30 protein-coding genes, 1 tRNA gene and 1 pseudogene are annotated in these 25,898 nt (G+C 61.4%); 11 read left to right on the plus strand and 21 right to left on the minus strand.

Annotated elements, in window-relative coordinates; translation table 11 throughout:
• Positions 1-25: 25 nt before the first annotated feature.
• Both HRU82_01575 and HRU82_01580 read right to left on the minus strand, forming a co-directional pair.
• Positions 26-115 (minus strand) — tRNA-Leu (locus HRU82_01575).
• Between the two features lie 149 nt (positions 116-264).
• Entirely contained in the window at positions 265-525 is a 261-nt protein-coding gene (locus HRU82_01580) for a YtxH domain-containing protein (protein ID QOJ33717.1), read from the minus strand.
• Between the two features lie 346 nt (positions 526-871).
• Between HRU82_01580 and HRU82_01585 the strand changes: the two genes are divergently transcribed.
• A complete protein-coding gene (locus HRU82_01585; GenBank protein QOJ37075.1) occupies positions 872-1,687 on the plus strand; it encodes a prolipoprotein diacylglyceryl transferase in 816 nt (271 codons plus the stop codon).
• Here HRU82_01585 and HRU82_01590 read toward each other — a convergent pair.
• From HRU82_01590 to HRU82_01610, 5 genes are read right to left on the minus strand one after another with little or no spacing between them, the layout of a single operon-like run.
• The gene (locus HRU82_01590) at positions 1,665-2,069 is read right to left on the minus strand and encodes a tetratricopeptide repeat protein (GenBank protein ID QOJ33718.1); all 405 of its coding nucleotides are present in this window, start codon (positions 2,067-2,069) and stop codon (positions 1,665-1,667) included. The genes HRU82_01585 and HRU82_01590 overlap by 23 nt on opposite strands.
• A 33-nt stretch (positions 2,070-2,102) precedes the next feature.
• Complete coding sequence (locus HRU82_01595) at positions 2,103-5,459, minus strand: UvrD-helicase domain-containing protein (protein QOJ33719.1); 3,357 nt, start codon at positions 5,457-5,459, stop codon at positions 2,103-2,105.
• Positions 5,452-8,679: an exodeoxyribonuclease V subunit gamma gene (locus tag HRU82_01600; GenBank protein ID QOJ33720.1), complete on the minus strand. Its 3,228-nt coding sequence runs from the start codon at positions 8,677-8,679 to the stop codon at positions 5,452-5,454. Before HRU82_01600 ends, HRU82_01595 begins: the two co-directional genes overlap by 8 nt.
• An 18-nt stretch (positions 8,680-8,697) precedes the next feature.
• On the minus strand, positions 8,698-8,862 hold the full coding sequence (locus HRU82_01605; protein ID QOJ33721.1) for a hypothetical protein: 165 nt from the start codon (positions 8,860-8,862) through the stop codon (positions 8,698-8,700).
• A gap of 12 nt (positions 8,863-8,874) precedes the next feature.
• Positions 8,875-9,141 (minus strand): thioredoxin family protein, encoded by a 267-nt coding sequence (locus tag HRU82_01610; GenBank protein ID QOJ33722.1) that lies wholly within the window; start codon positions 9,139-9,141, stop codon positions 8,875-8,877.
• A 147-nt stretch (positions 9,142-9,288) separates the two neighbouring features.
• On the opposite strand from HRU82_01610, the gene HRU82_01615 reads away from it, so the two are divergent.
• The 4 genes from HRU82_01615 (at position 9,289) to HRU82_01630 (ending at position 12,416) form a co-directional block, all read left to right on the plus strand.
• Entirely contained in the window at positions 9,289-10,941 is a 1,653-nt protein-coding gene (locus HRU82_01615) for an alpha-D-glucose phosphate-specific phosphoglucomutase (GenBank protein ID QOJ33723.1), read from the plus strand.
• A 158-nt stretch (positions 10,942-11,099) separates the two neighbouring features.
• Complete coding sequence (locus HRU82_01620) at positions 11,100-11,657, plus strand: C40 family peptidase (GenBank protein ID QOJ33724.1); 558 nt, start codon at positions 11,100-11,102, stop codon at positions 11,655-11,657.
• A gap of 11 nt (positions 11,658-11,668) precedes the next feature.
• Positions 11,669-11,875, plus strand: a complete 207-nt coding sequence (locus tag HRU82_01625; GenBank protein ID QOJ33725.1) for a DNA gyrase inhibitor YacG — start codon at positions 11,669-11,671, stop codon at positions 11,873-11,875.
• 106 nt (positions 11,876-11,981) lie between these two features.
• Positions 11,982-12,416, plus strand: coding sequence for a hypothetical protein (locus HRU82_01630; GenBank protein ID QOJ33726.1), 435 nt, complete (start codon positions 11,982-11,984; stop codon positions 12,414-12,416).
• 50 nt (positions 12,417-12,466) lie between these two features.
• On the opposite strand, the gene HRU82_01635 is transcribed toward HRU82_01630, so the two are convergent.
• The 4 genes and pseudogenes from HRU82_01635 to HRU82_01650 form a co-directional block, all read right to left on the minus strand.
• The gene (locus HRU82_01635) at positions 12,467-12,895 is read right to left on the minus strand and encodes a hypothetical protein (protein ID QOJ33727.1); all 429 of its coding nucleotides are present in this window, start codon (positions 12,893-12,895) and stop codon (positions 12,467-12,469) included.
• Between the two features lie 2 nt (positions 12,896-12,897).
• Positions 12,898-13,203, minus strand: coding sequence for a hypothetical protein (locus HRU82_01640; GenBank protein QOJ33728.1), 306 nt, complete (start codon positions 13,201-13,203; stop codon positions 12,898-12,900).
• A 20-nt stretch (positions 13,204-13,223) separates the two neighbouring features.
• Entirely contained in the window at positions 13,224-14,330 is a 1,107-nt protein-coding gene (locus HRU82_01645; protein QOJ33729.1) for a DNA topoisomerase IV subunit A, read from the minus strand.
• A 134-nt stretch (positions 14,331-14,464) separates the two neighbouring features.
• A pseudogene (locus HRU82_01650) lies at positions 14,465-16,198 on the minus strand (DNA topoisomerase VI subunit B).
• Positions 16,199-16,744: 546 nt separating this feature from the next.
• On the opposite strand from HRU82_01650, the gene HRU82_01655 reads away from it, so the two are divergent.
• A complete protein-coding gene (locus HRU82_01655; GenBank protein ID QOJ33730.1) occupies positions 16,745-16,888 on the plus strand; it encodes a hypothetical protein in 144 nt (47 codons plus the stop codon).
• A gap of 97 nt (positions 16,889-16,985) precedes the next feature.
• Here the strand turns inward: HRU82_01655 and HRU82_01660 are convergent, their stop codons facing one another.
• On the minus strand, positions 16,986-17,735 hold the full coding sequence (locus HRU82_01660; GenBank protein QOJ33731.1) for a hypothetical protein: 750 nt from the start codon (positions 17,733-17,735) through the stop codon (positions 16,986-16,988).
• Between the two features lie 212 nt (positions 17,736-17,947).
• Here HRU82_01660 and HRU82_01665 point away from each other — a divergent pair, with 212 nt between their 5' ends.
• Complete coding sequence (locus tag HRU82_01665) at positions 17,948-18,385, plus strand: hypothetical protein (protein QOJ33732.1); 438 nt, start codon at positions 17,948-17,950, stop codon at positions 18,383-18,385.
• A gap of 87 nt (positions 18,386-18,472) precedes the next feature.
• Here HRU82_01665 and HRU82_01670 read toward each other — a convergent pair whose 3' ends face one another.
• The 4 genes from HRU82_01670 to HRU82_01685 form a co-directional block, all read right to left on the minus strand.
• A complete protein-coding gene (locus tag HRU82_01670; GenBank protein QOJ33733.1) occupies positions 18,473-18,970 on the minus strand; it encodes a hemerythrin domain-containing protein in 498 nt (165 codons plus the stop codon).
• A 112-nt stretch (positions 18,971-19,082) separates the two neighbouring features.
• The gene (locus tag HRU82_01675; protein ID QOJ33734.1) at positions 19,083-19,556 is read right to left on the minus strand and encodes a hypothetical protein; all 474 of its coding nucleotides are present in this window, start codon (positions 19,554-19,556) and stop codon (positions 19,083-19,085) included.
• Positions 19,557-19,593: 37 nt separating this feature from the next.
• Positions 19,594-19,770 carry a hypothetical protein gene (locus HRU82_01680; protein ID QOJ33735.1) on the minus strand — a complete coding sequence of 59 codons (177 nt, stop codon included), beginning with the start codon at positions 19,768-19,770 and terminating at the stop codon, positions 19,594-19,596.
• Positions 19,771-19,779: 9 nt separating this feature from the next.
• Positions 19,780-19,983 (minus strand): dodecin domain-containing protein, encoded by a 204-nt coding sequence (locus HRU82_01685; protein QOJ33736.1) that lies wholly within the window; start codon positions 19,981-19,983, stop codon positions 19,780-19,782.
• A 168-nt stretch (positions 19,984-20,151) separates the two neighbouring features.
• On the opposite strand from HRU82_01685, the gene HRU82_01690 reads away from it, so the two are divergent.
• Positions 20,152-20,865 carry a hypothetical protein gene (locus tag HRU82_01690; protein QOJ33737.1) on the plus strand — a complete coding sequence of 238 codons (714 nt, stop codon included), beginning with the start codon at positions 20,152-20,154 and terminating at the stop codon, positions 20,863-20,865.
• 35 nt (positions 20,866-20,900) lie between these two features.
• Here HRU82_01690 and HRU82_01695 read toward each other — a convergent pair whose 3' ends face one another.
• From HRU82_01695 to bamE, 4 genes are read right to left on the minus strand one after another with little or no spacing between them, the layout of a single operon-like run.
• Positions 20,901-21,497 (minus strand): hypothetical protein, encoded by a 597-nt coding sequence (locus tag HRU82_01695; GenBank protein ID QOJ33738.1) that lies wholly within the window; start codon positions 21,495-21,497, stop codon positions 20,901-20,903.
• 4 nt (positions 21,498-21,501) lie between these two features.
• Positions 21,502-21,939, minus strand: coding sequence for a hypothetical protein (locus HRU82_01700; protein QOJ33739.1), 438 nt, complete (start codon positions 21,937-21,939; stop codon positions 21,502-21,504).
• A 12-nt stretch (positions 21,940-21,951) separates the two neighbouring features.
• Positions 21,952-22,509, minus strand: a complete 558-nt coding sequence (locus tag HRU82_01705; GenBank protein ID QOJ37076.1) for a hypothetical protein — start codon at positions 22,507-22,509, stop codon at positions 21,952-21,954.
• A gap of 40 nt (positions 22,510-22,549) precedes the next feature.
• Positions 22,550-22,960 (minus strand): outer membrane protein assembly factor BamE, encoded by a 411-nt coding sequence (bamE, locus tag HRU82_01710; GenBank protein ID QOJ33740.1) that lies wholly within the window; start codon positions 22,958-22,960, stop codon positions 22,550-22,552.
• Positions 22,961-23,116: 156 nt separating this feature from the next.
• Here bamE and HRU82_01715 point away from each other — a divergent pair, with 156 nt between their 5' ends.
• From HRU82_01715 to HRU82_01725, 3 genes are all read left to right on the plus strand, one after another.
• The gene (locus HRU82_01715) at positions 23,117-23,629 is read left to right on the plus strand and encodes a pyridoxamine 5'-phosphate oxidase family protein (GenBank protein ID QOJ33741.1); all 513 of its coding nucleotides are present in this window, start codon (positions 23,117-23,119) and stop codon (positions 23,627-23,629) included.
• A gap of 120 nt (positions 23,630-23,749) precedes the next feature.
• Positions 23,750-24,190: a VanZ family protein gene (gene vanZ / locus HRU82_01720; protein QOJ33742.1), complete on the plus strand. Its 441-nt coding sequence runs from the start codon at positions 23,750-23,752 to the stop codon at positions 24,188-24,190.
• A complete protein-coding gene (locus tag HRU82_01725) occupies positions 24,187-24,528 on the plus strand; it encodes a PilZ domain-containing protein (protein ID QOJ33743.1) in 342 nt (113 codons plus the stop codon). Before vanZ ends, HRU82_01725 begins: the two co-directional genes overlap by 4 nt.
• Positions 24,529-24,748: 220 nt before the next feature.
• On the opposite strand, the gene HRU82_01730 is transcribed toward HRU82_01725, so the two are convergent.
• On the minus strand, positions 24,749-25,696 hold the full coding sequence (locus tag HRU82_01730) for a hypothetical protein (protein QOJ33744.1): 948 nt from the start codon (positions 25,694-25,696) through the stop codon (positions 24,749-24,751).
• Positions 25,697-25,898 lie beyond the last annotated feature (202 nt).

Genomic DNA, 25,898 nt, shown 5'->3' on the forward strand with positions numbered 1-25,898 from the left:
TAGGAGGCGCGTAAGTTGTTGATATTGGTGCCCGAGACCGGAATCGAACCGGTACGGGCCTTTTGGGCCCGAGGGATTTTAAGTCCCTTGCGTCTGCCAATTTCGCCACTCGGGCAGCGAACGCACGCGGGGCGAAATCTAACATCGGGGTCCTGGGGGGTCAAGCCGCCGGAACGCCTTGACCGTCTCAGAACGCAAACGGCCTGTCCCCCGCGAGACAGGCCGATGCGTCGCACTTCTCCTGAGCCTATTGAGCCGAACGTGTTAGGCGGCTTGGCCCATCGGTTTCTGCTCATCCTTCTTGACCAAGGCCTTGCTCCGTTCCATCACGTTGGAGACCCCGGTCTTCACCGACCGGCCGAAACGCGTCGCCTGCACCTGGGCACGTTTGGCATACCGTGCCACATCGCGCCTCGTCTCGGCACCCGTCTTCGGTGCGAACAGCAGGCCCAAGGCCGCCCCCACGACCGCGCCGCCGCCGATGATCGCCGCAATCTTCGCTGCCTCACGCCCCTTGGTAGACATCGTGATTCCTCCCCTTTTGTGTAACAAGGTTAACTGTCCACTGTCCTCCGGCGAGAGCTATTCAGGAAGAGAGCATCAACCATGCCACATCGCGCTCATGAAAATGTGGCCAAAATATTTCGCTTTGCACGGCTGCATTAGTCGGGTCTCATAAACGGTGCTGTTTTGTGAACATTGTTTAGCGACAACCGTTTCAGAAAAGCGACAGCTGCGGGCTCTTCAACTGGACGCCTCACAGGATCGGCGAGTGCGCATAACCCAAGGCACCGCGCCTTGCAATGCCGGCCGCGCTCACATAAGATCGCGAAAATTTGTGGAGTCTCCCATGCTGTCTTGGTTCCGCACCATCCCCTATCCCGACATCGACCCCGTCTTTCTCCGGCTGGGGCCCCTGCAGTTCCGGTGGTACGGCCTGATGTATTTGATCGGCCTCACGCTGGCCTACTTCATCATCCTTGCGCGGGCGCGGGCGCAGAAGCTCCCGATGGATAAGGATCAGGTCTACGACATGATCGTCTACGCCGCGGTGGGAGTCTTCGCCGGGGGGCGGCTAGGCTACGTGTTGTTCTACAACCTGTCCTATTACCTGGAGAATCCGCTCAAGATCTTTGCGGTGTGGGAAGGCGGCATGTCGTTTCATGGCGGCTTGATCGGGACCATCATCGCCCTGGTACTCTTCGCCAGGCGGCAGGGTATCACCATTCTGACCATTGCCGACCTCGCTGCCGGTGTGACCCCGGTTGGTCTCGGGCTGGGGCGAATCGGCAACTTTATCAACGGCGAACTTTACGGCAGGCCCACCGACGTGGACTGGTGCATGGTCTTTCCCGCAGGCGGGCCGGCTTGCCGCCATCCCTCGCAACTCTATGAATCGCTCCTGGAAGGACTCCTGCTCTTCACCGTCCTCTGGCTGCTGACGCGTCGGCTGCCGCCGCCGGGCACGATCTTCGGGGCGTTTTTGGTGGGCTACGGCCTCTGCCGGATCGTAGTCGAGTTTTTCCGCGAGCCGGATGCGCAGATCGGCTTTCTGTTCGGCTCGATCTCGATGGGGCAGCTGCTGAGCCTGCCCATGATCGTGGCCGGGACGGTCATTCTGGCCGTCGCCTTTCAACGCAAGAAACCGTTCCGCAGCGAGACTGCTACCGGGGAGAGGCGTCCATGAAGGACTTCTTCTTGAGTTCGAGGTCTCCGTCATACTTTCGCAGCGGCGGGGCGTTCCAAATCACCTTATTTCCAGGAGCCAGGTTCGCCGCCGCGACATAGTGTTTGCGCGCTTCGACCTTGTCGCCCTGACGCTCCAGCACCAAGGCGAGATTGTAATGGGCTTCGGCCAACGCGGGATCGGCCTGAATGGTCGCCAGGTACACCCGCTTGGCTCCTTCCCAATCCGCTTGCGCGAAGAGTTGGTTGCCTTCCTCCAATTGCTGCCCGATCACCGCCGCGGTGCCCACCGGCGCACGCAGTGTCTGCACCTGGGAGGTCCGGCCTCCCGCACAGCCGACCGTCAAGGTCGCCGCAGCCACCATCCACACGAGAGCCTTCATCCTTCCTTCCTCCTCACGTGACCCATCCTCCCATTACCCCGGCACGATCAAGCCATGTCGCAGGAAGATGAACTCAAACCCTGCCACCGGTTCGCCAAGCGCCGTCTCGACCGCCCGGCGATAGAGGCGCGCCTGCTCTCGATAGAGCGCCGCCCGTGCCTCGACCTGATCGCGCGGAATCATATCCGTCTTGTAGTCGGCAATCCAGAGCCGACCATCGAGGCGGTAGAGGACGTCGATCACCCCCTCCAGGATCTGCCGGCCCTCGTTCCAGGGGATTAGGAACGGCACCTCCCGCCCCACCAGCGTGGCGCGCTGAAGGCGTTCGTAGGCCGGTGAATCGATGAAGGTGGCGAGGATCGTACGTACCGCTTCCGCCTCCGGCAGGAGCGGAGGCTGATCGAGCTGGGCCAGCTGCCGGGCAGGATCACCGGCGAAATCCCAATGCTGCAGCAGACGATGGACGAGCGTGCCGACCGCTTTGCCCGACACTGCCTCTTCACGACTGCGTGGCACCCCCTTCACTGGAACGGTAAGTTTCTCGATGAAGTCGGACGGCGAAACCACCAGCGCTTCCGACCGTCGTTCAGCCCAGACACGATCACGCTCCGCCCAGCGATCCATGAGAATCTGGTCGACGACTCCCGGCTCCCATTCGGCTGAGCGAGGCCTCTGCCGCGCCGGCGGACCGTCTTCGCCTGGTACCACCACCTGCCGGAAGGCACCCTGCCCCACCGACAGCGCATCCTGATCAGCCAGCCCCAACTCCGAGCCGACAGCCCGTTCCAGGAGATCGAGCAACGCGCCGCGCACCCGCCGCTTGGGCAGCGCCCCGGACAACACGAGGCGTTCACGCGCCCGCGTCATGCCGACATAGAACAGGCGCCGCCGCTCCGCCTGCTCACGCACCCGGGCCTTTTCGGCCACCAGCACGGCCCCGATGCTGCACCGGTCCCCAAACTCCACCCCCTGCACACCGGTGGACCAATCATGCCAAATCACCGGCCCAGCCGGCCCTCGCGACGCGCCGTCCCCGTGATGCAGCCCCGCGAGAATCACCACTGGAAACTCCAAACCCTTGGCCTTGTGAATGGTCAAGATTCGCACGGCATCCAGCGTATCCTCGGCCAGGGCACTCTCCGCCTCTTCAGGCTGCTCTTCCAGCCGAGTGATGAACAGCCCCACGAACTCCGTCAGCGAGAGGCCGGGACGATCCGCCAGGTCCTCCGCCATCCGTCGAACCTTGAGCAGGTTCGCGACAGCCTGTTCGCCGTGGAGCGACGCTGCCGCAAGCTCCAGCAGGGGCAGCCGTTGAAACAGCAGATCGACCGCCTCCGGCAACGGCACCAGCGGAGCCTCGGTGTGCAACTGTGACAGAATCCGGTAGAGTCGCCCAATCGTTTCGGCTTGCGGATGGTCCCAGCCGGAGAGCCGGTCGATCCGGCGGTAGTCCAAAGCGCCCCGTTCACGGAGTTCGAGGAGCTGTTGATCGGACAGGCCCCCGAGAGGTGCCCGCAGTATCCCCAGGAAGGCGACGCCGTCATGGGGATTCGCCACGCTGCGGAGAAGATTGACCAGGTCGATCACTTCCTGCCGGCAGTAGAAATGTTTTTCTCCATCGATCGTGAAGTCGATCCCCTGCCGGCGCAGAGACTCCAAATACGGTTCCGTCTGGGTCAATTTTCGAAACAGCAAGGCGATGTGGCCGGGCCGCAGACCGGACTCGGACCCTGCGGCACCCGCGCCTTCCTCAGCTTCCGTGAGCAGACGAGCGATCAGGAGCGCGACCTGCTCCGCCTCCACTCTCGTTGCAGCGGCGGAATCCAAGTCATCGTCCTGATCCGCCCTGACCAGACGCAATTCGACCCCTGCGTTGCGGAAGGGGCTGGTGCGGTTCGGTTGCACGGCCAAGGGGACGTTCGGCGGCTGGACCGAGGGCTGCGCCACGAGCAAGGCATCAAACACCCCGTTCACGACCTCCAGCACGGACTGGTGGCTGCGGAAATTCGTCGCCAACTCACAGCGCAACGCCCCGCCATCTTCCAATCGAGCGACCACATGGTCGAACGCCTCGATATCGGCGCGCCGAAAGGCATAGATCGACTGTTTCGGATCCCCCACGATGAATAACTTCCCCTCTTCCAGCCGAGCCTCGCGCCAGGACGTGGCTTGCCGGCCGAGCTGTTCGGCCAGATAGAGCACGATTTCATATTGCACCGGATCGGTGTCTTGAAACTCATCGACCAAGAGGGCGCGGTATTCGCGTTTCAACTGTTCTCGGATGGACGGATGGTCGCGGAGCAATCCTCGGGCCTTGGCGAGCAATCCGTCAAAGGTGAGCCAACCTGAATTGCGAAACGACAGGCGTACCGCTTGCACGAAGGGCACGAGCACCTCGAGCACCTCCTCCATTACCCCATGGTCGACGCTGAGCAGGCGCAGCGCCACCCGTTGGAGCGCCTTCACCTCGTCGAAGTCGTCGTCCGTCCATCCGGTCGGGGCAGTCCCCAGATCCTTCTCCAGCGCCTCCCGGGCCTCCAACGACAGGGCCTCAGGGCCGGTCAATCCGCGATCCAGCAGCAGGCCATAGAGCTGCACGAGCGCGGCCAGCATCGATTCGACCTTGCGCCGTTTGGGGCTGTCGTATCGAAGGAGCAGGGCCTCGGCCTGCCGGTGTTTCTGCGCGAACCAGTCCATCAGACCGACGCTGAGTTCTCCCTCTCTCACCTGCGCTGTCAATCCCTCCAGATCGATCAGGTCGTTGTGGAGGCCATAGGCCAGCTCATACAACTCCTGGAGCCGGAACGATTTGAGCAGGGTCCGCCAACGGGCATGGTCGCGTCCGGTCGCCCCCAATTCGCAATCCAGCCACAGATCCCACTCCATGGCGAAATGGTCGTCGAAGCGCGACCCGTCTTCATCGGTCTTGAACGTGGGCGCGACGCCCGCCTCGATGGGATAGAGCCGCAGGAGATGGGCGGCGAAGCTGTGCAGCGTCCCGATCTGCGCCTTGTCGAGATCACGCAAGGCCGTCTCGGCGCGCGCAACGATCTCATCGATCGTCCAGCCGTACCGCCGGCGGAGATCGGCAACCGACACCGCCCCTCCCCCCGCAGCCTCGCCCTCGCGATCCCGCTCGTTCACCAACGCGCGCAGCCGTTCCCGCAGCCGAACTTTCATTTCCGCGGCCGCCTTGTTGGTGAAGGTCAACGCGACGATCCTGGAGAGAGCCAGCGGATCGGGCCGCCGCATCAGCAAGTAGAGGAGCCGATTGACCAGCAGCGTGGTTTTTCCCGTGCCGGCTCCGGCGATGACCACCACGTTCCGGTCGAAGGTCGTGGCCGCCGCCTCCCGCGCCTCTTGATCGGGAATGGAGAGCGGCTCACTCACGCGGCACCTTCAACGTTCGGAGACTGCGCAGGCCCCCAGCTTCAGCAGATCGATAGGCGCGCCACCAGGTCGGTTGATGCGATCGCCGACAGGCCGCGGCGAACTCACAGTAGCTGCAGTAGGCGTCCGGCAGAATATGGAACCGACCCTCGCGGATACCAGTCAGGATGACGCGCAGGGTTCCCGTCAATGCCTGCCCTGCCGCTCCCTTCCAGGCCGAAGTGGGGAAAGACACCCGCTCCACCGGTGGGCTGCCCTCGGGGAGCAGATAGAGAAAGTCCACTTGCTCCGGTTTGGAACCGGATGGCTCCTCCGTCGAGGACGCAGCGCCCATCAGGCTGTAGAGGGCCGGTTGCAGGCGAGCGGCTCGCAGGCTGGCTTGCAGCAAGTTGCGATCCTTGGCCTCCACGCGGTTGTTCGCGCGGTACTTATAATCGATCACGCGCAGAGCACCGGATTCGGGGTGGCGGTCCACCCGGTCCCAACGGCCCTTCACCAGGGTGGGCTCGACACCCTCATTGATTGGAAGGGTCCCCTTCGCCTCCACTTCGCAATCGATTGGCTGGAATCCTGATTCACGCGCGGCTTCGTGATCCGCCTCCAACGTCGCCAACACCACTCTGGTCACCTGCTCCTGAGCGAGCTGCCAGATCAACGCATAGCCTGTACCGTGAGTCGATGCGTAGGTTTGGAAGGCCTGCCCCACCGACCGTTCGACGACCTCTGCAATCCGCTGTTGGGCCAAGTCGCCGATTGGCTGTCCTTCGCCGATGAATGCCTGGTAACAGAGCCGCAAGGCGTCGTGACAGAGCTGCCCGAGGGCCGCCGGTTCGAGTTCTCCGGAGGAGCCGGCCTGCCGGGATTCCACGCCGAGCACGCGAGACGCAAAATATTGAAACGGGCAACGGGCATAGGTTTCCAACGCGGTGGGTGAAAAGCCGGCCCGGCTACCCTTGGCCCAGAGTTGAACGGGATCGTCCAGCATCCCATCGTGCCCATGAAGCCCAGTCTGGTACCGTTCGAGAATGCCTTGCGCCGCCAATCCGCGACTGAACAGCGCAGCCTCCCTCCCCGTCGCCTCCAGCAGCGACGACGCATCCTGCCCGCGCAATAGCGCATTCACCGTCAACTCCTCTTGGGTCAGCAGCGCGGGTGTGAACAGCGCCTGCCCTCCCCGTTTCGACCATCGGCGCGGCAGCGCCAGGTCGACCGTGAGCCCCACGCCATGGGGTTGGAGGCCAGCCGTTTCGAGATAGGAGGACGGCGTCAGCGGACGACCCGTGGCATCCGCTCGCTGATAGGACAGATAGAGCCGCTCCTGCGCGGAGTCGCGGAGCAGTTCGAAGAGCAGCGCCTCTTCGCCGTACCCCTGCAGCTTCTGATCGATCTTGTAGCCCAGCGTCTCGTTCAGCACCTGGCGGTGATGATCCCGCAGAAACCCGTCCTCATGGATGTAGCGTGGAAAGAGTTCCTCGTTGAGCCCAATGACGAAGAGGGCGCGAAACCCCACGCCGCGTGCCGCCATCGCATCCAATATCTGGACACCGGATTCAGCCGCGTCAGCCTGCGCAGAGGTCGTCCGATCGAGCATCTGTGCCAACACCTCGACCCATTCGCGCCAGCTGACCGTCACCCCCAATCGATCCAGCGACCGGAGTTGCGCGATGAGGCGTGAGAGGGCTTCGCCGACATCGGCCTGGTCGATGTCTTCAGACAAGACGGCATCGGGCGAAACGTTGTCGGGCAGCAGGAGATGCTTCATCGCCAAGGCGAGATAGGCGTCCGTTACCTCGCCGTACCCCCCCTCAGCGGGAAGTTGTTTCACGTCATCGATCAACGCAGCCACATGGGTCCACAGGAGCTGGAGTTGCGGCCGGTCGATCGCCAAGGAACCGAGTTCGTCGCGATCGCCCTCGTCGCCTTCGCCTCGCCCATACCTCACCACCCCTCCGAGCTGTGCCAGCCGTTGCCACTCCTCCTCACCCCGTACGATGCCCAGGGCCTCTAGCGCCAGGCGCCAGAGATCGGGACGTGGGTCGGCGCGGTGAGCCAGGGCTGCGAGCGCTCGATTCCAGGGAGAGGTGAGCACATCCAGCATGGACGGTCGATGCAGCCCATTGGCCTTGAGTTCTGCCAGGTGCAGGAGCGTCTTAACCAACGGTTCTCTCAACAGGGGAACCGTCGCACTGGTCTGGTAGGCAATGCGATGGCGGTCGAAGGCCCGTGCCAGCGCCACCTGATACGGAGCCAGGGTCCGCCCCACCACCCCAATCTCGTCGAATCGGTAGTTGTGAGTCTCGATCAAGTCGAGGATCTGTTTGCAGACCAACGCCACCTCATCCTCCACGCCGGCCGCGTTTCGGACTTCAACCGATACCTGTGATTTCTCCTGGATGACGCTCACGGCCATCGGCAGCTCGGTCTGCTCTCCGACCTCCGCGCCGGCGAGCGGATAAAGGTGCCGTTCCAAGAACTGGCGCGCGAAGTCATAGGAGGGAGTCGATCCGAGCGGGAAATAGACCGTCACCTCGTACGCAGCCGCCAACCGCTCCAGCAGAGTGAGCTGGGTCTGGGTGAGGTCATAGAAGCCGTAATATGAAATCCGCGTGAGCCCTCGCAAGAACGACGAGTCCTGGACGACTTCGCTCATCGCCGCAGCCAAGTCATCCGGCAGCCCGACACCCAACGCCCTCCCCGCTTCCCGGACGGCTGCCTGCAAGGTAAATAACCCCTTGAGCTTTTCTCCATCCTCCGAGGGGAAGAGTCCATCCTCAACGGCCCGCACCGCCACAGGAGGATCCACCGCCGCATCCTTGAGGTCTCGCAGACTGGCCCAAAGTGCGGGCCAGGCTCCCGGCGGAAGTCGGTCTAGGCGCAGGGCTTCGGTGTGGGGTACGTCGCGCTGCCCCAGTTGCTCAAGTAATCGTTCAAAGAATATATCCCCCACCAACTCCAGCGACGAGGAACTCCTCCCAACCGCATTCGTCTGCCGCTCACGATCCAAATGCAAGGCCAGTTGGTGGAAGGAGAGAACATGCACGTTGAGCAGAGGCAAGCGGTGCGTGAGGACGAGCAGCCGCTTGAGCGAGCGGCGCAGCTGATCGGACGGCACGACGAGTGCGATGGCAGCCCGAGGATCTCGCTGCTTCAGGAGACGCAGGTCGCGGACGAGCGACGATTCAAGGGTGGGATGGAATGGGCCGGTGACGAGGCGAAGCATGCGGCGGGTGAAGGCTGCCTAGCCGGTTTCCGGTCCGAGGATCTCTCCGTTACAGTCCACGCAGGCCCAGTCTCCATCGATGAACGACATGGGCTCTCCGCAGATGCCACAGTCGGGCGGGGGCCCCTTGTCGATCACGGGGAGAACCGGCAATTCGAAATCGTCTTCATCAGGAACGGTCATGGTATTTCCCTTTCACGCCCCTTGCGGCCTCATCTTCAATTGCAGCGCTTTCTCCGCGCTTTGCCTGGACGGAACCCCCACGAACGTCAGCCGCCCATCGATGATGGTGGCCGGAACCGCCCGCACGGAATGCCGATTGGCCAACTCTTGGCCATCCGGCGTCGTAATATCCACTTCGCGATAGCTAAAGCTATACTTTACCCTTAATTCCTTCCAGACACGTTTGGCCGAGGGGCAGGCGCCACAGGTCGGCGAGTGCAAGAGCGTGATGTTCGGCATGGACGTCCTCTCTCTTTCTGATGAGCGGATCTTAGCACCCGCGCAAAGGCAGCCGCAAGCAAGGCACCCCTGACATTCTTTCTCCAGGTCGATATACTGGCGCGGTACGCAGGCCCGGTACTCACACCGCTTGAATCGGGAGATACCATGACGCTTCACCCTCGTGCCGGTCAGCCGGCTCAACTCGATCAATTGGTCGATCTGCAGAGACTGGAATCCGCCTATCATGCCGATGCGCCGGATCCCGCCGACCCCCAGCAGCGCGTGAGCTTCGGGACAAGCGGCCATCGCGGCTCTTCACTTCGGCGCACGTTCAATGAAGCTCACATTCTAGCCATCACGCAGGCCATCTGCGAATACCGCACGCAGGCCGGTATCACGGGTCCCCTCTTTGTCGGCAAGGATACCCATGCCCTCTCCGCCCCCGCTCACCGCACAGCCCTCGAAGTGCTGGCCGGTAACCGGGTGCAGATTTTGATTGACCAGGCGGACGGGTACACTCCGACACCGGTCATGTCCCACGCGATCCTCACGCACAATCGCGGCCGGACTTCCGGCTTGGCGGACGGGATCATCATCACGCCCTCGCACAATCCGCCCGAGGATGGGGGCTTCAAATATAACCCCCCTCATGGCGGCCCGGCGGATACCGAGGTGACGAAGGCGATCGAGCAGCGCGCCAATGCACTCCTGGCGGCCGGACTCCATGGTGTCACACGTGTTCCCTACGAGCAGGCCCTGAAGGCTTCCACCACGAGCCGGTATGATTTCGTCGGAACCTACCTCGCGGACCTAATTCACGTGGTCGATCTGGAGCGCATCAAGGCGGCAAAGCTGCGCCTCGGCGTCGATCCCTTGGGCGGCGCAGCACAGGCCTACTGGCGTCCGCTCGCCGAACGGTACGGGCTGGACCTCGAGATCGTGAACGACCGGGTCGATCCGACCTTCCGCTTCATGACGCTGGATTGGGACGGCAAGATCCGCATGGACTGTTCGTCGCCCTATGCCATGGCCTCATTGATCAAGCTGAAGGACCGTTTCGATCTGGCCTTCGGCAACGACACCGACACCGATCGCCACGGCATCGTGACACCAGGGGCCGGATTGATGAATCCCAACCATTACCTGACGGCCTCCATCTCCTACCTCTTTTCCCACCGCCCAGGCTGGAGCGCCAGGGCCGGCGTCGGCAAAACCATCGTGAGCAGCAGCATGATCGACCGTGTGGCGGCGCAAGCCCGACGGCCGCTGGTTGAAGTGCCGGTGGGATTCAAGTGGTTCGTGCCAGGCCTGAAGGACGGGTCGCTGGGATTCGGCGGCGAGGAGAGCGCGGGCGCGGCATTTCTGCGGCGGGACGGAACCACTTGGGTGACCGACAAGGACGGCATCATCATGGACCTGCTGGCGGCGGAAATGTTGGCCGTGACGGGGAAGGACCCGGCTCGGCTGTATCGGGATCTGACCACTACCCTGGGTGATCCGCTGTACGAACGGATCGATGCGCCGGCCACGCGCGCCCAAAAGGCCGTGTTGCAAAAACTTTCTCCCGCGCAGGTCTCGAGCCGGACTTTGGCAGGGGACCCGATCTCGGCCATGCTCACGGAGGCGCCGGGCAACAAGACGGCGATCGGCGGCCTCAAGGTGGTCACGGCGAACGGCTGGTTTGCGGCTCGCCCGAGCGGAACGGAAGACGTGTACAAACTCTACGCCGAGAGTTTCAAGGGCCCGACGCATCTCCAGCAGATCCAGGAAGACGCGCAGGCCCTGATCGGCAAAGTCTTTTCGGAAGCCGGCCTGTAATCTCCGAGAGCGGCTATACTTGGTTTCGTATGTTGCTCTCCGCCAGATGGTTCCTCGCTCTGAGCCTGCTCACCCTTTTGTCGGCTTGTGCCGGTCCCTCTCCACGAGAGGTCCGTCGGGTGGCTGTCCCTGGTTCAGATTGTTGCCGCCCTCAATCCGTGGACGGCAAACGGGAGGCAATCGTCCGTACGGCAATGGACCTCATCGGCGCCACTACGATTGAAAGCCACGGCCGCCGCATTGCCTATGATTGTGCGGGCGTCACGCGCGCCGTCTACCTGGCGCACGGCATCGATCTCTACGACGACGGCGTGGCGGATGGCAAGGAGAACGGCGTACGCCTGATCTACAACCACCTCCGTGCGCATGGTCGGCTCCATCGAGGACCGGCCGTCCAGGCAGGCGACCTCGTCTTTTTCGACAACACGTGGGACTACGATGGGGACGGGCTGGCCAACGATCCCCTGACGCATATCGGAATCGTGGAACGCGCGGAAGCCGACGGCACGGTGGTGTTCATCAGCCGGGTCGCCGGAGCGATCGAACGGTATCGCATGAACCTTTCACAACCCCATGTCCATCGATCGGCGGATGGGCGCCTGCTCAACGACTACATGCGCCGGAAGCGTCGGCTGGATCAGGCTCAGACGGCCTATCTCACGGGAGAGCTGTTTGCGGGGTTCGGCACGCGAGTGATAGAGTATCGTCAACCCTGACGGTACGCCCCATGACGACACCGGATCGTCATCCTCCCTCCTCATACTGCCCCGAGTGCCATCACCCGACGACATGGCAAGACAACCCCTGGCGCCCGTTCTGCTCGGAGCGTTGCCAGTTGCTGGATCTCGGTGCGTGGGCGGGAGGGCAGTATCGAATCAAGGGGTCGAGCCTGACCGTTGGCGGGACAGAGCGGTCCGATCAAGGCGACGAGTGACGACCGGAGGCGCTCGCCCTACTCGCAGGTGTATTCGAGCCCAGGAACGGCCCGCCTAGGAACCCTCCTAGTAGGCAAGAAGGCAGGTGCTCCTGTACCATCGTGCATGCTTCAACGCCTCTCGTTCTCTTGCCTGTTCCTGGCCATTGCTCTCGGAGCCGGCTGCGCCGGCGCCTCGAAAACGCCCCTCACCGGCGCAGTTCGCTATGTGAACATCCGGAATGAAATCACCCCGCGTCAGCTGATCGTCCAAGTCGGAGACGAGGTACGGTGGCAAAATCTCAACCAACACCCCGTCCGCCTACGATTGCTCGAGGATAGGGCTATCGAGGTCATTGCCTGTGATAAGGGTTTTTCCAGGCTAGGCATGCTGGACGACACCGTCACGATTCCCCCGCTGCAGCATGTCAGCCTCTGCTTCTCTCAGCCCACCACCGTTCGTTTCAACGTGTGGCTGGACGCCGATGATCCCCATGGAGCCATGACTCCGACCGGCAGCATCCGCATCGATCCCCCTCGACGACCGAACCGCATCTCCTAACGTCCGCCGGCTGTTTCCTGGTCAGACGGAAGCGGATTCGCCGATCCACGCTAACAGGGAATATTGATCGAGGGATCGCAGAACAGCGGGGGGATCACTGGGGGCCGCATGTAGCGCGACGCGGGGTCTTGTGCCCCCATCGGGGCCGTCAGCGGCGGCCCGCCGGACATGCCTGGCAAGTCCTTGCCGATCGTGCCGAACGATTTGCCTTTGTTAGACGGAGTAGTGACCGGCTGCGGGGCACTGGCTCCGGAAGCGGTGGATGTGATGGTGGCCGATTGTAGCAAGGGGTTCGGCAGGGGTGCCGTTCCCAAGGGCCCTTGAGCCTGCCCCGGTTGCGTCTGCTGCAACCCGGATGGAGGAACCGTCTGGGATCGCGACGGAATCGGCGAAACCATGTACCACAGAACAAGGCCGGCTCCGATCCAGGGCCAAGCCCATCGATGTTTCACGCGAGGCTGTTCTCCGGCTCCGGCCATCGTTACACCAACTGCCGGCAAGGCCAGCTAAAGACCCTGATAGCCGGCTTCTGTCCACCCGGTCGCTGCAAGATATCTTCGCACCAGGCCTTCACGGCCTGGGCGACCTTTTCCATCGTCGGCTCATCCACCGCCACCATGATCACAGTATTGACGCCTGGATAATAGGACACCGCTTCCGCGGGCCCCGTCTCTCCCGCGCCGATGGTCTCAGGCAGCTCGGTGTAGGCCCGCACGTCGCATTGCTCAAGCAATACATGGACCCGCTCTTTCAACGAGGACCGGAATGTGAGCATCAGCATATGCATGTCATCACCTGAATGCTATCTTAGTCCAACCAATCCTTTTCTTTCAGCTTTCGCGGCAGGTATTTCTTCGTCAGATACTGAAAGTCCTTGTTGGCCAGGGCGTCGAGTTCGTACTTCAACCCGCTGGTGAGCATGCGCTTGATTTCCTGCTGCCAGGCCGGCTTCTGGAACCACTGATAGTTCAGCAGTTCCTTCGCCCGGCCGATGTCCTTTTCATTCAATTTGATGCCGACATTGCGCGGCAACTCATAGCGCTCGGGATCGGCGCTGGACAGGCCGATGAACTTGGCCTTCGGGATCGCCATGCGTTGGCTCTCGAAGGCGAGATTGATCGACCCCTGCTTGACGACGGAGTAGATGTAATAGCCCCAGGGATCGTTATCCACCAACACATAGACCGGCAGTTTATATTCCTCATGGAGGCGACGGGCCAAGCGGCGCACGCCGCGCGGCGGCTGGCCATTGCCTGTGAGCAACACGCAATTGTACCGGCGCCAAAATTTATCTTCGGATAGCCGATTCCACTGGGTGCCCTTTTCGACCAGGAGGACGAAATCGGCCGTGCAGCGCCGGATCTCCAGATATTCCGGCTCGACGATGGACGGTACGGAATAGCCGCCCTTGCCGAGTTTGGCGCAATCCACGCGATCGCCGTCGTCCCCGAACACCACCGGGCCGACGATGCTGCCGCTGTTTTCCGCCCGCACATGGAGTTCTTCGCGAAGGGCGATCAGGGACACTTCCAGATCTTCGATGATCGGGTCGGACTCATCCTGGGTATCGAACGTGTTCTCGTGCGAATCGCGGATCGTGTGTTTCGTACGATAGTAAATTTCCCGCAACGAAGTAGTCAGGTTCGCCCGCTGCAGTTCGGACAGGGCGTCGGCCACGAGCATGGTCTGCATGAACTTCTTGGCCATGCCCACGTTGAAAAACGAGCGGGCCTGCGTCTTGCCGCCCATCTCGATCAGTCCCTTCCGCGGGTTGAACGAGACGTTCGACAAGGCGCGCATGGGAATCGCAAAGGTCGGGTCTTTGGTGCGCTGCGCCGCCGTAATGACCACGTCGGCCATCCCGACCAGTTTCTTTTCCACCGCGCCGTTGGGTTTCACTTTCATCCGTGCCATTATTTCTCCGCCTTGTTCGTGCGCTTCATTGGAGCCGGCTTGGGGGTGCGGCGCCGAGACGAGGGCTTGCTCGCGCAAGCAGGTACGGCGGGCTCGGCGGAAGCAGTCTGCGCCTCATCTGTCGCTGGCTGCGCCGCCACATCGACCTCTCCTTCAATCCCCTCCGCCGTCACGATAATCGAATGGGGCAACCCTTCCGGACCGGCTCCCGTCTTGCCCAACGCCTCGTCGGTCTTCGTCCCGCCCGTGCGCGAAGCGGCGATCTTGTGCAGTTGCTCCTTCAATCTCTCCGTCTGGAGGTTGCCGCCCTTCAGCCGGTTGCAGGCGTCCACGACCTCCTCGATGTAGAGATCAAAGATATTGCGACGCCGGAACTCGTTGGCGGCCCGTTCCCGACGCCGCAGGAAGAGTCCCAGCCGCCGCCCAGCCTCACGTAGAGCCAGTGTGATTTCCTTCTGGATCTCATCGTAATCCGCAATGGCCTCTTTCGATTCGCTGGTGAAAGGCACCCACACCGACGCCATGTGGACGAAGATCACCATCGGACCGCCCGGCAAGGCCCCACGCGACTGGCTCACGCCATAGTTGCGCCAAGAGGTGGTGAGCACCGCCTTGAACGTGGAACAGGCCGATTGCTGATACAGCAATGGGACCCGATTCGCATACCGAATCACACGCGCGAGTTCCGCATCCTGGTCGTCGGCTTCCCCCTCCGCCAGCGGCATGGAGGCCGCCTGCGGCTTTTCGACCTCATCCGGACTCTTTCCGTACGCCAACCCCACTTCGATGATGAACGGATTGCCGCGATAGACGGCCGGCGGCCTGCTGACGGCCGTATAGAACTCGCCCTTGATCTGTTTATAGAGCCCCGACAGGATCGCTTTTTCGCCGATCGGTGAAATGCAGTTCGTCGGCGGGGCCATGATCTTGGTGCTTTGGAGCGTCTTGTAGAGGGTCTCCGCCGCCTGGTGTTTCACGTCACGCGGTTTCGTGCCGGGAGACAGCTTGGAGGCTTTGCAGATCTCCTCGGCCAAGGCGGGAGATACGCGACAGAAATCACTCGCAAGAAACCCGGCCACCGTATGGCTCTTGGCATCCTGCAACATCTTCAGCAGCATCCCGAATTCGATGCCGTACGGGTGGGGCTTGATCTCTTTGGGTGAGGGCGGCAGTTCATGATAGGTCCGCGGATATTCCTTTGTCTCGCCCTCCGGTGTCCGGTAGAGCAAACGCACGTGAGGATTCGCGATCGACGTTTGCTCCAGCCATTCGTCGACTGAGGCGCGCCCTTTCTGGTAGCGCCCTTCGACTTCGAGCGACACCTCGGTGCCCTGCGCCTGCGTCCACTCGATCCGCTTATTTTCATGCACCAAGGGCTCGTTCTTCTTCGTGTCGATCTGGACTTCGAAATAGTGTGCGACGGCGCGCGGGCCGGTGCGTGAGATGACCTTCACCGGCTTGCCCGTCGTGAGCTGGGCATACATGCCGGCGGCCGAGATACCGATCCCCTGCTGGCCCCGGCTCATCCGCATGCGATGGAACTTGGACCCGTAGAGCAGCTTGGCAAAGATGCGTGGGATCTGTTGGCGGACGATACCCGGACCGTTGTCGGTCACGGTGATGCGAAAGCGCGTCGCCTGGCTGGGAGCTACCGTCGTGTGCCCGTTCTGCACTGGTTCCAAGGCCACGATGACCTCCGGCAGGATCCCCGCCTCTTCACAGGCATCCAGGGCGTTGTCGACCGCTTCCTTCACACAGGTCAGCAACGCCTTTCGCGGATTGTCGAAGCCGAGCAGGTGTCGGTTCTTCGTAAAGAACTCGGACACCGAAATCTCACGCTGACGCGCCCCCATTTCCACAGCCGTCACGGCGGAGGCAGTCCGCTCCGCGTCTTGAGGCTTCTTGCGGGAGGACGGGGGCGCGGGTGGGGAGATCTGAGAGGGGGATCGTGACGCAATGGAAGAGAGATACGCTGTCGATGATGTCTTGGTGGCCATTCAACCTCTCGTGCAAGTGATCGGAACGAATCGGCTCGGGCCGTGCTGCGTGATACGTAATCTCTCGTCGTTTACAGGGAACGATTCATGGAGTCAAGCCTTGATGACATTCCTTTCCCTGAGGCCGGCGCCCAAGAGAAGCGCGACGATAAGAGAGGGAATGCGGGACGACAGGCAGGAAGGATTTGGGTGGGAGGAGCACGCACCTAACCGAGGAGAGCTAGGTACGGCGGGAATCTCGGGAGGATTTCAGGCTTCCCGGTACGAGCCGGGCATGCACACCGTCCTCAGCGCTCGATTCCCTTTATGTCCAATATTCCCTCGGGGCGTTAACTCCTCCCACGTGAGTACCTTAGGCTCGTCTCGCCCGGGGAGTCAAGGGCAGGCTGCCAGGGCATCTCCTAGTGGCGGCGAAGCATGAACGATTCCATCGTACAGTTGGTAGCGCACATTTCTCCTGTCCGACGGAAATGTCCGCTCTATCGCGGAGGAAAGCGCGTCGGGGATGAGCCCGGCGCCCTTTCCTTCGGATCGATTGACGATGAACCGTCCGATTTGTGAAAGGAGGCTGACGATGCCGATTCTCTTATGGTTGCTCGGAGTGCCGGTAAGTCTGATTCTGTTATTGTGGCTGTTCGGCGTCATTGGGTTCTGATCGTTACCCTTGCGCCAACTTGTGAATCTCATCGATCAGCGCTTGTAGCGAGGCCACCGCCTTGCGGCGCTGCGACAAGGTCAACAGCCGGTCCATTTCCAAGAGGAGGGTGCCGAGACCGACGCGCAGTTCCTTGAGTCCCGTGAAATAGGCCTCCGGTCCGCTCTGCTCCATGCCGCCGAACAATCGCCGGAGACCGCTCACTTTGCTCTCTGGCGAAGCCGACTGGCGCAGGAGTGATACCAACTCTTGATGACGTTGTCTCCGATACCGCCACCATTCCCGCTGGATCTCCGACAGGGCAACGGCATAACGCCGTAGATGTTCCGACTGTGCCGGCGTCAGAGGGCCGATCCATTCTTCGACAAGGTCGAGGATCTTGCGGCTGCGTTCATCCGCTCGTTCCGCCACAGGACGAGCCAGCGCACGGGCAGCTTTGTTCTCCTCTTTGCTCAAGATCTGTTCCAGGTGCCGGATTTGCGATTCGGTGAGACCCGTAAGGACGGCGCTTCCGTCGGGGAGCAGCCGTTCTAGGAGGTCTCCGCGAAGGGCATTGTAGGACCGGAACAGCCAATCCAAATCCTCCGGGGTCAACCCTTGTGCAACGCGCTGCTGAAGATCGTGGAGGAATTGCTCGTATCGGGGCAACGCTTCGAGGCGATGCCGTACCAGGAGCAGCTTCATTCGGGAACTGACGTCCCGTCGCTGGGCGGTGCTGAGATCGAGGTAATGATCCAGCTGCCACCGAACCATCCAGTCGGCGTGCTTGTAACCGAAACTGAGAGCGCACCCGCTCATTTCCGCTCTGTGTTTTCATGAGCCCCGACAACCACTATTCATGAACCAGCGGACGGTGCGATGCCTACTCGGGGTTTCCCGAGTACGGTGGAGCGGTGCGCCTCAGTACTGTGAAAAAAGCAAACATACTACCTCACACTCATCATATCGTACCAAGGAGGAACTCCATGAAGGTTGTCTTATATTCCCTACTTGCCCTGACTCTCATCTCGTTGGCCGCCTGTTCCAGTTCACCGACCGCGTCCAAGACAAGATCCGAAATGGAGGCCGGGACCAAAACCGGGACGGTGAAAAATATCGTGATCACCGAGACCATCACCCCGACCAGTTTGACGGTGCGAGCCGGAGATGAGGTCCGATGGATCAATCAACGGCAGGAGCCGGTCACGGTGAACATCGATGGACCGCTGGAGCACAACGTGTCCTGTCGCAAGGGTTTCTCGAAAGCCATGGGGATGGGCATCGACAACTCCACGACCCTCTCCAGCAACGAAACGGCTGGACTCTGCTTCAGCCGCATCGGCACGGTGAACTATTCCGTGCGACCCTCGTCGGATTCGAGCGCCTCGCTCGCGACCACGCAGGGTTCGATCTCGGTGCAATAAGGCACGTAATCGTCAACGAAAAAGGCCGCTGTTTCCATTCAGGGAACAGCGGCCTCGTTCATTCGTGACGACGGGAAATGACTCCGCTCATCGGCTCGGTTTTCTCGTGCGGCTCCTGCTTCCGCCGCCGTTCGCCTTTGCGAGTAACGTTTCTTTCCGCTTCAGTACCTTCGCCTCCAGCTCTTCCCAGTCGATGTCGCATCCCTCGGCCTTCGGCAGGAGTTCCTCTTCTTCTTCCTCGATATGGTGTTTCACCAACTCGCTCAGAACGCTGAACTTGGCCTGAAACTTCTCATCCGACGGCTTGAGCTTCTTCAACTCTGCGATGAGGACATGGACGACGTGATGTTCTTCGACCGCCTCGTTCATCATCGCGTCGTCGTCGATCGTTGCCCGAATGGCCGGATAAATGAGCCGCTCCTCGAGATCTGCATGGATGTCCAATTCCTGCATCGCCGTCTTGGCAATCTCCCCTCGCTCACGCCCCTCGGCGGTCTCGAAGTCTTCAAACAGCCCCTTCACCTTCTGGTGGTCCTCTTTCAGCATGTCGAACACCGTAGACGTAAACCCTGCTGTCTGCGCCATGATTCTCTCCTTTCGTAAAGGTCGACCGGCGATGTGATACCCGTCGCACGCTATCATGCTTTGCGCGCGCGCCGACCTCGGAGACACCCTAGTTTAGGTCAACATGGCTGGGTCAGGGGCTTGGGGAAGGTGGAGATCGTCGCGTAATCGTCATGCGGTGGAGCCACGCCACCTCCACCCGCACATCGCTCCCGATCGGGCAATAGGAGGCGGCGGAGGTATTATTGCTTTCGACTCGCGCGCGCAGGGTCTGCCCCTCCCCTTCGACGTCCAGCACGCCAAGATGTTCGTGCAGATCGACGATACAGGGGATGGCTCGCGCGTCGCGATCTTGAGGAATGGACCGGACCACGATCGGCTCTTGCAGGGTGACCAGATCGTTCGGCTGAAATGTGGGGCCCTCACGGGCCTCCATCATCGTCAGCCAGACGGCCCCCGCCGTCAACAAGCCCAGGACCGCAAGGATCAGGGGAGCCGAGCGAGGGGATTGGACTTTCACCCAGCGAACGAAGGTTCGGACACCGATCGCCAAGAGAAGGCCGACGAACGCCACCAGCAGCAGGATCAGCCCGCCACGCACGTTCATGCCGCCCCGTCACCTCGATCGGCCAACCCGCTCGACCTCACTTCTTGCGGTACACGTTCAGGCCGATCTTTTCCTCGCGGCCGGGGATCGTCACGTTCCCCTCGGTGGAGGCGATGATAGTCGTCTTGCCGGATGCGGAGGGGCCGAACTCCTTGGCCAAATCCACTCTGATGGTCAAGATGGTGCCGTCGACGGTCAACTCCACATTCTTCATGCCATCATCCTATTCATTGAGCACGAACGTGACCTTGAGCGCGACGCGATACTGGCTGATCTTGCCGTCCTGGATGTCCACCTTTTGGTCTTCGACCCAGGCGCTCTTCACGTTCTGTAGGGTCTTGTTGGCCCGAGCGATACCGATCTGAATGGCATCCTCGAAACTCTTTGGAGAGGCGGCGATGATCTCGGTCACACGCGCGACAGTCATGATACCCTCCCTCGTTGAACGATGGACAGCCGAATGCCACTCCCAGGCTAGGCCGACCTCCCACCTCTGTCAAGCCCGTCCCCGGGAAACACCTAGGTTGACTTCCAGGAGGGCACCGCATAGGCTACCGCCCGATCGACGGTCGTACGAGCGGATGGGAGACCTTCCATGCCGACCGAAATCGAGCTCCAGATCAGCCCCCTGTTCTCCACGCCCCTGCTCGTCTTTACCCCTGCGTCTCATGCGCACATCAACAGCCAACTCTCCAAGCTGATCCTCGAACGTGAAGCCAGCGTACCGGCTCATCGGGATGCCGAAGTGGTCGGCTGGTCGTCTCCGCACGATTTGTCGATGCTCGACTGGGCCGGCGGACCGCTCAAGGAACTCTTCGCCCCGGTTCTCGAAGTCGCCAAACAGGTCACGAGCTTTTCGGATCGGTGCGAGCGAGCGGGCTGTCGGCCCGAGTGGGAGGTCGTGGAGGTCTGGGCCAACGTGCAACGGCACGGCGGCGCCAATGCAGCCCATTCACATCCGGGCAGTTTCTGGGCCGGCGTCTATTATGTCGATGTCGGCGAGGTCTCAGCGGATCGGAGCCAAGGAGGAGAACTCCAACTGTACGACCCGCGAGGATGTCTGCCTCGCATGCTGGCTCCGTACCTGCGATACAGCCTGACGGAACTCCATGATGCAGGTACCAGCATCTCCTTTACCCCGATCTCGGGGCAATGCCTGCTGTTCCCAGGATGGCTCTTCCATGCCGTCAAGACCTATCGAGGAACGGCTCCTCGCATCAGCGTGGCGTTCAACCTCGACCCGGTTCTCCAGTCGACCAGGACGGTCGGCGCAGCCCGGCAGGAAGCCGTCAACTCGGTTCACCGTTGACCATCTCGGTCGAATACCCGGCTCAGGCGGGAACGCTACGGCAGGTCGTGGGCTTGGACGAAGAGGGCCTGCTCCAGCGTCCGGAAGAACTGCTGATAGGGCTCGGGGGTTTCAACAGCCCTGAGATAATACTGTGCACTCGCACGGACGACCAGTTGTCCCTCCCCTCGTGGACGGACCGTCACCGTCAGCCGCACCAAATCGCTCCGGTGATAAAAGGGGCCCCACGACCGAAAGTGCCGGGTAAGGATCAACAAACCGTCGTCGCGGTACACATAGTAGGAAGGATCATGCAGATTCGGCGCCTCGTAATCGTCGAACTTCTTGCCCGAAACGATGCCGAGTTCCTCGTCCAAGACCTCCACGACAAATCCCAAGTCCTGGAATGTGGACACGACGGCTCGAATCGTTTTGAGGCGGTCGGTCGTATCGAACGATCGACTTTGCGCAGCCCGGACCTTGACTTGACTCGATTCGGACAGCCAGATCTGATCCCTCGATTCCCACTGGTTCTCGTGGCGCCATTCATAGGGCGAACAGGCCGTCACCATCCACAGTCCCACCAGCAAGGCAAGGGGCGGCAGCCGCCCTGTCGCTCCATGACACGCGAGTCTGTGCGGGATCACATCCACCCGCCTACTCCTTCGTGAGGAACAACGACCGCTCCACCGCCGCAAAAAAATTCTGATACACCTTGGGATCGTCGATCGGTTTATTGTTGTAGATGGCATTGGCGCGCACCATCGTGCGGCTATCCTCTTGCTGACGCACCGTCACCGTGACACCCAGTACATCCAGATAGTTGGGCTCGGCAAATCTGGCCGCGGTGACGAGGCCGAGTGGTTCGTTCGCGCGTTCGATGATGAAGCCCAGGTCCTGCAGCGCGGCAATCACTCCCCGCATGGCGACGGTGCGGTCCTTCACCTCGAAGGTCCTGGTCTGCGCGCTCCGGATTTTCATCTGGGCATCCGTCGGTGTGAACAGTTCCTGGCGAGGCTCCGGTGCCGTGCACCCGTAGAGAGAGAGCAGCCCCATCCATAACACCAGCGTCCGGAAAGATTGTGATCGAGTCATGCGACCTCACGGCTAAATCGTATGGGCTTCCAGAAAAACGGCCTTCGAAAGTTTGGCAAAAAACTGCTGATAAATTTCCGGGTCACGGATCATTTCCATCGTCTGTTCTCCGGGCGGAATGTAATTACGGTCGGCCTGCCCGTCTCCCTTCCAGACGACCCGATAGAATATGATCCGAACCTCCTGCCTGGCCCCCTCGTGGTTCAACGGGCGGGCTACGAGGGCGGCGGCGATCTTCTGGTGCAGATCCACCGGCATCACCACATGGCCCATCGAGAGCAACCAGGTCAACACCCGGCCGATATCCTGTCCGTACTCGCGCGCACTCCGCTCCTTGGCCGCCCGCAGGAAGCCGACTTCGCGCACGCTTTCTTCGATCTGGAAGCCGAGGTCCTGGAGTGCGGCGGCCGACGCAGACAGCAGTTCTTGTTGGTTCGAGGTCTCGAAAAAGCGTGTCTGCATCGCTCGATGGGCGCTGCTTTCCGGCGCCAGTTGAAACAGCTCCGCCGGTTGCGTGTGCGGCACGCAGCCGGCAATGGACAGGGCGAAGGCGAACGATGCCGCCGCCACGAGACCGACAGCGACACGACGACCGAATGCAGAGGGGAGGCTAGAACTGAGTGGCATTGTAGGCAAAGTCGCGGACCTTCTTTTCCTCGTCGTATTTGATGATGATCGTCAGGGTCCGTTGGCGCTGGGAGCTGGACCGATCGCTCGAATTCGTGCCGAGAATGATCAGGCCGGCGTAGGACGAGCTGGCCGTGTCCACTCGATCGGTCGACACCTTGTCATAGATCCACACCTCCCGACGCTTGTCATCGGTCGTCACGATATTCGGCGATCCCAGCAGCTCCGCCACTTGCGCGGCGGACATCCCCACCTTCACTTCGCCTTGCACGCGACCGACCGTCAACCGATCTTCCTTGATCTCTGCCTGTTTGCCGCCGCAGGCGGACAACCCCAGCACCGCACACAAGCCCAACACGACACCAGCCGCAATCCGTTTGTTCGTGGCCTTCATCTGGTCTCCCTTCTTCTGCTTGTCCGGTGGAGCGACTCCACCCGCGCCCCATGTTACCCTGTTCGCCCTCAGGGCGCAAAGATTGCCCTCTCCACGCAGGTCATGGTTGGACAATTACCTGTCGACAGTTACAATGCAGGCACCAGGAGGAGACCCATGTCGACAACGGAATCCATGTCAGTGGAAGCAGTTCAAGCAGCCTGGGCCTCGTTGCTAGAGCGCGTACGCATCGGCGTGTTGTTGACCATGCGACAGGGGCACCCTTTCGGCTCCCATGTCCCTTTTCTGCTCGGGGAGGACTGGTCCCGTGTCTACGTGCACCTCAGCCGCCTGGCGTTGCACACCCAACACCTGTTGGACGACCCGCGCGTCAGCCTGTTCATTGCGGAGGCGGATGAACCGGGCAGGAATCCCCTGGCCCTGCAACGCATGAACCTCCGAGGAACAGCGGCGATCCTCTCCAAGAGCGACCCCGCGTACGACGACGTGCAGCAGCGCTATCTCGCCAAGTTTCCCCAATCACGGATGCTGTTCGGCTTCGCAGACTTCGCCCTCTGGACATTTCAAATGAGCGAAGCGCATCTCGTCCTTGGTTTCGGCCAAGCCTATCAAGCCTTCGCCGCCGCACCGGGACAATGGATTCACCAGAAGCCTGCTAAACAATCCTGAGCCGTTCCGGCTCAGCCCCTCGAAAGCAGGAGTGTCTCGACCGAAGGCACGATGGTACCGCCGCGACGCAGGCCGTACTCTGCGCGCTGTTGCGCGAGCCCATCGAAAGGGACATTCATCATGGTCGTCGTTTGCATCGTGATCCTTGGATACATGGTTCTGTTGCTCGGTTTGGCAGTCGCTTCGCCAGGCATCGGCCTCACGGGAGCCCTGCTCGCCCTGGTCCCGGACGACTGGCGGGACTGGGCCCATGTTCCGGCCTATGGAATATTGGCGTGGTTGGTAATGCAGGGATTTCGACTGCGCGGATGGCCGCTCCCCTATGCCCTGTTGAGCGGTCTCGCTGTCACGGTGACCTTCGGTTTGTGGACGGAAGTGGCCCAGGGGTCCATCCCTGGACGGGAGGCGTCCCTTCCGGATCTCGCGAAGGACGGCGCAGGCGCTCTCCTTGCCGCAGTCATGATCGGCTGCCAAACGCTGATCGGACGGCCTGCCGAGATAGCGGGATCGCAAGCAATCGAAGAGTTGTCTCAAACCAGGAAAGGATCACGGGAACGATGAGCACGGCCTATCGCGAGCGGGGGAGCAAGCGTCTCCCGGTGCAATGTCCGATCTACTACTCCAATGGAAACTTCCAGACCATCGGCCTCACGGAAGATTTGACTCCCTTCGGAGGGCGCATTCGCGGCCGCGAGGCGGTCAGCGTGGGCATGGAACTGGTCGTCATTGTCATTCAACCCACCTCCGACCAAGCCATGCTTATACGGCGCGCCACCGTCAGATGGGCCCAGGGCGCCCATTTCGGCCTTACCTTCTCGGCCGTTCCTCCTCAGTCCGAGTCTGAACTCAAAGCCATGGCCACGCTTATGCTTCCCGGACTCTGGTCCTGCCTGAATTGAGAGCCGGGCGCGGTGGCACGTCTGCGGACCTTCTTCCGGCTACTTCCGGTGCGAATGGTCCGCAGGATGCCGCCCTTCCCCGAAGAATAGCTCCATCAGCATGAACATCATCATGAGCAGCGCACCGAGCCCGATCGCTACGGCCCAGTTTTCCCACGACATGTTCGATCCTCCTCGGCATGACCCTGGGAACCGCAGGTCTGTTCCCAGCCTGTCTCCGTTATCTCGCTGAGCGGTGCAGATGCAGGAGCGTCTCAAGTTTCCACAAGGGAATGCTGTCGACCTCGCCCTTCCTGCTGCTCAAGGCCAATCCTCCGATGAACAAGATGATCAGCCCCATGCAGGCCAGGATCAGGAAGCCGCGAGGCACATCAGGCGAGGCGGTCGAATGCCGCGCGACCACCATCGCTTCAACCGGCTTGCTCTCCATCGAAGCCATCGCCTCCATCGTGCCCTCGCTTCGGAGAGCGGCTACCGTGGCGCTGGCGAGCTGCACTTGCTCCGCCGCCTTGGCCGCTTCGTAACGATCCTGCGCCTGAATGACTTGGACGAACGCGCGGCCGAGTCGTTCCTGAATCGCCGCCGTCATTCGATCCTCTTCCTGCACGGCTTCCACGATCGACCGTCCTAGTGCGGGCTGCCTCATCGCCTCAAACTGGTCATGCATGCGCTGGCCGGTCAGCTCGGCCGTGCGGATCAGATTGGCATTAAAGTCGCTCGCATAATGGTCCGCCGAGAGAATGCCGCTGCCGATCCCACGACGCGTGTGGTTGACGATGGTCTTCCCCATGACGTACTGCACGCGCGCGCCATGGTCGACTTCCTGGCCCAGAGCGGTCAACTCCGCCAACACCAAAGGGCTCATGAGTGTGGTTTCCGACAGTTGGTACTCAGTGATGGCGTGGTTCAGCTCGGCAGCGGCAACCGAAATCGCCTGATGGGCCTCTCGATCCACCCTGGCGTCGGCCACGATGGCCCGCCCTAAGGTCGGTTGCAGATACTCCATCCCATTGCCGACCTCCACAGCGGACGGAGCGGCAACGGAAATCGAGACCGACGGAGCGTGCCAAAATCCATCGGCGGCGGTCACCAACAGATACCCCCCGAACAGAGTGGCGACCAATCCGATGGCCGCCATGACATCGACGAGATCGTATTTTCGTCCCATGGCACCCTCCTTGATGGAGTATGGTTATTCGTCACGAGGGAAACGTGCGAACCGTGCGTTGACACAAGAGACGACATACAGACACCGAAGTCTTTCCATGGAGCGTCCCTCCTTGGTTGTGTTCGAAACGATCAGTAGACGGCCGGAATGAAGAGTCGAGCGGGAGAAAGGGGCAGACCCGGCTTGGTCACAGCAGCTGGTC

The sequence above is a fragment of the Nitrospira sp. genome, from assembly GCA_015709715.1.
Lineage (GTDB): Bacteria > Nitrospirota > Nitrospiria > Nitrospirales > Nitrospiraceae > Nitrospira_A.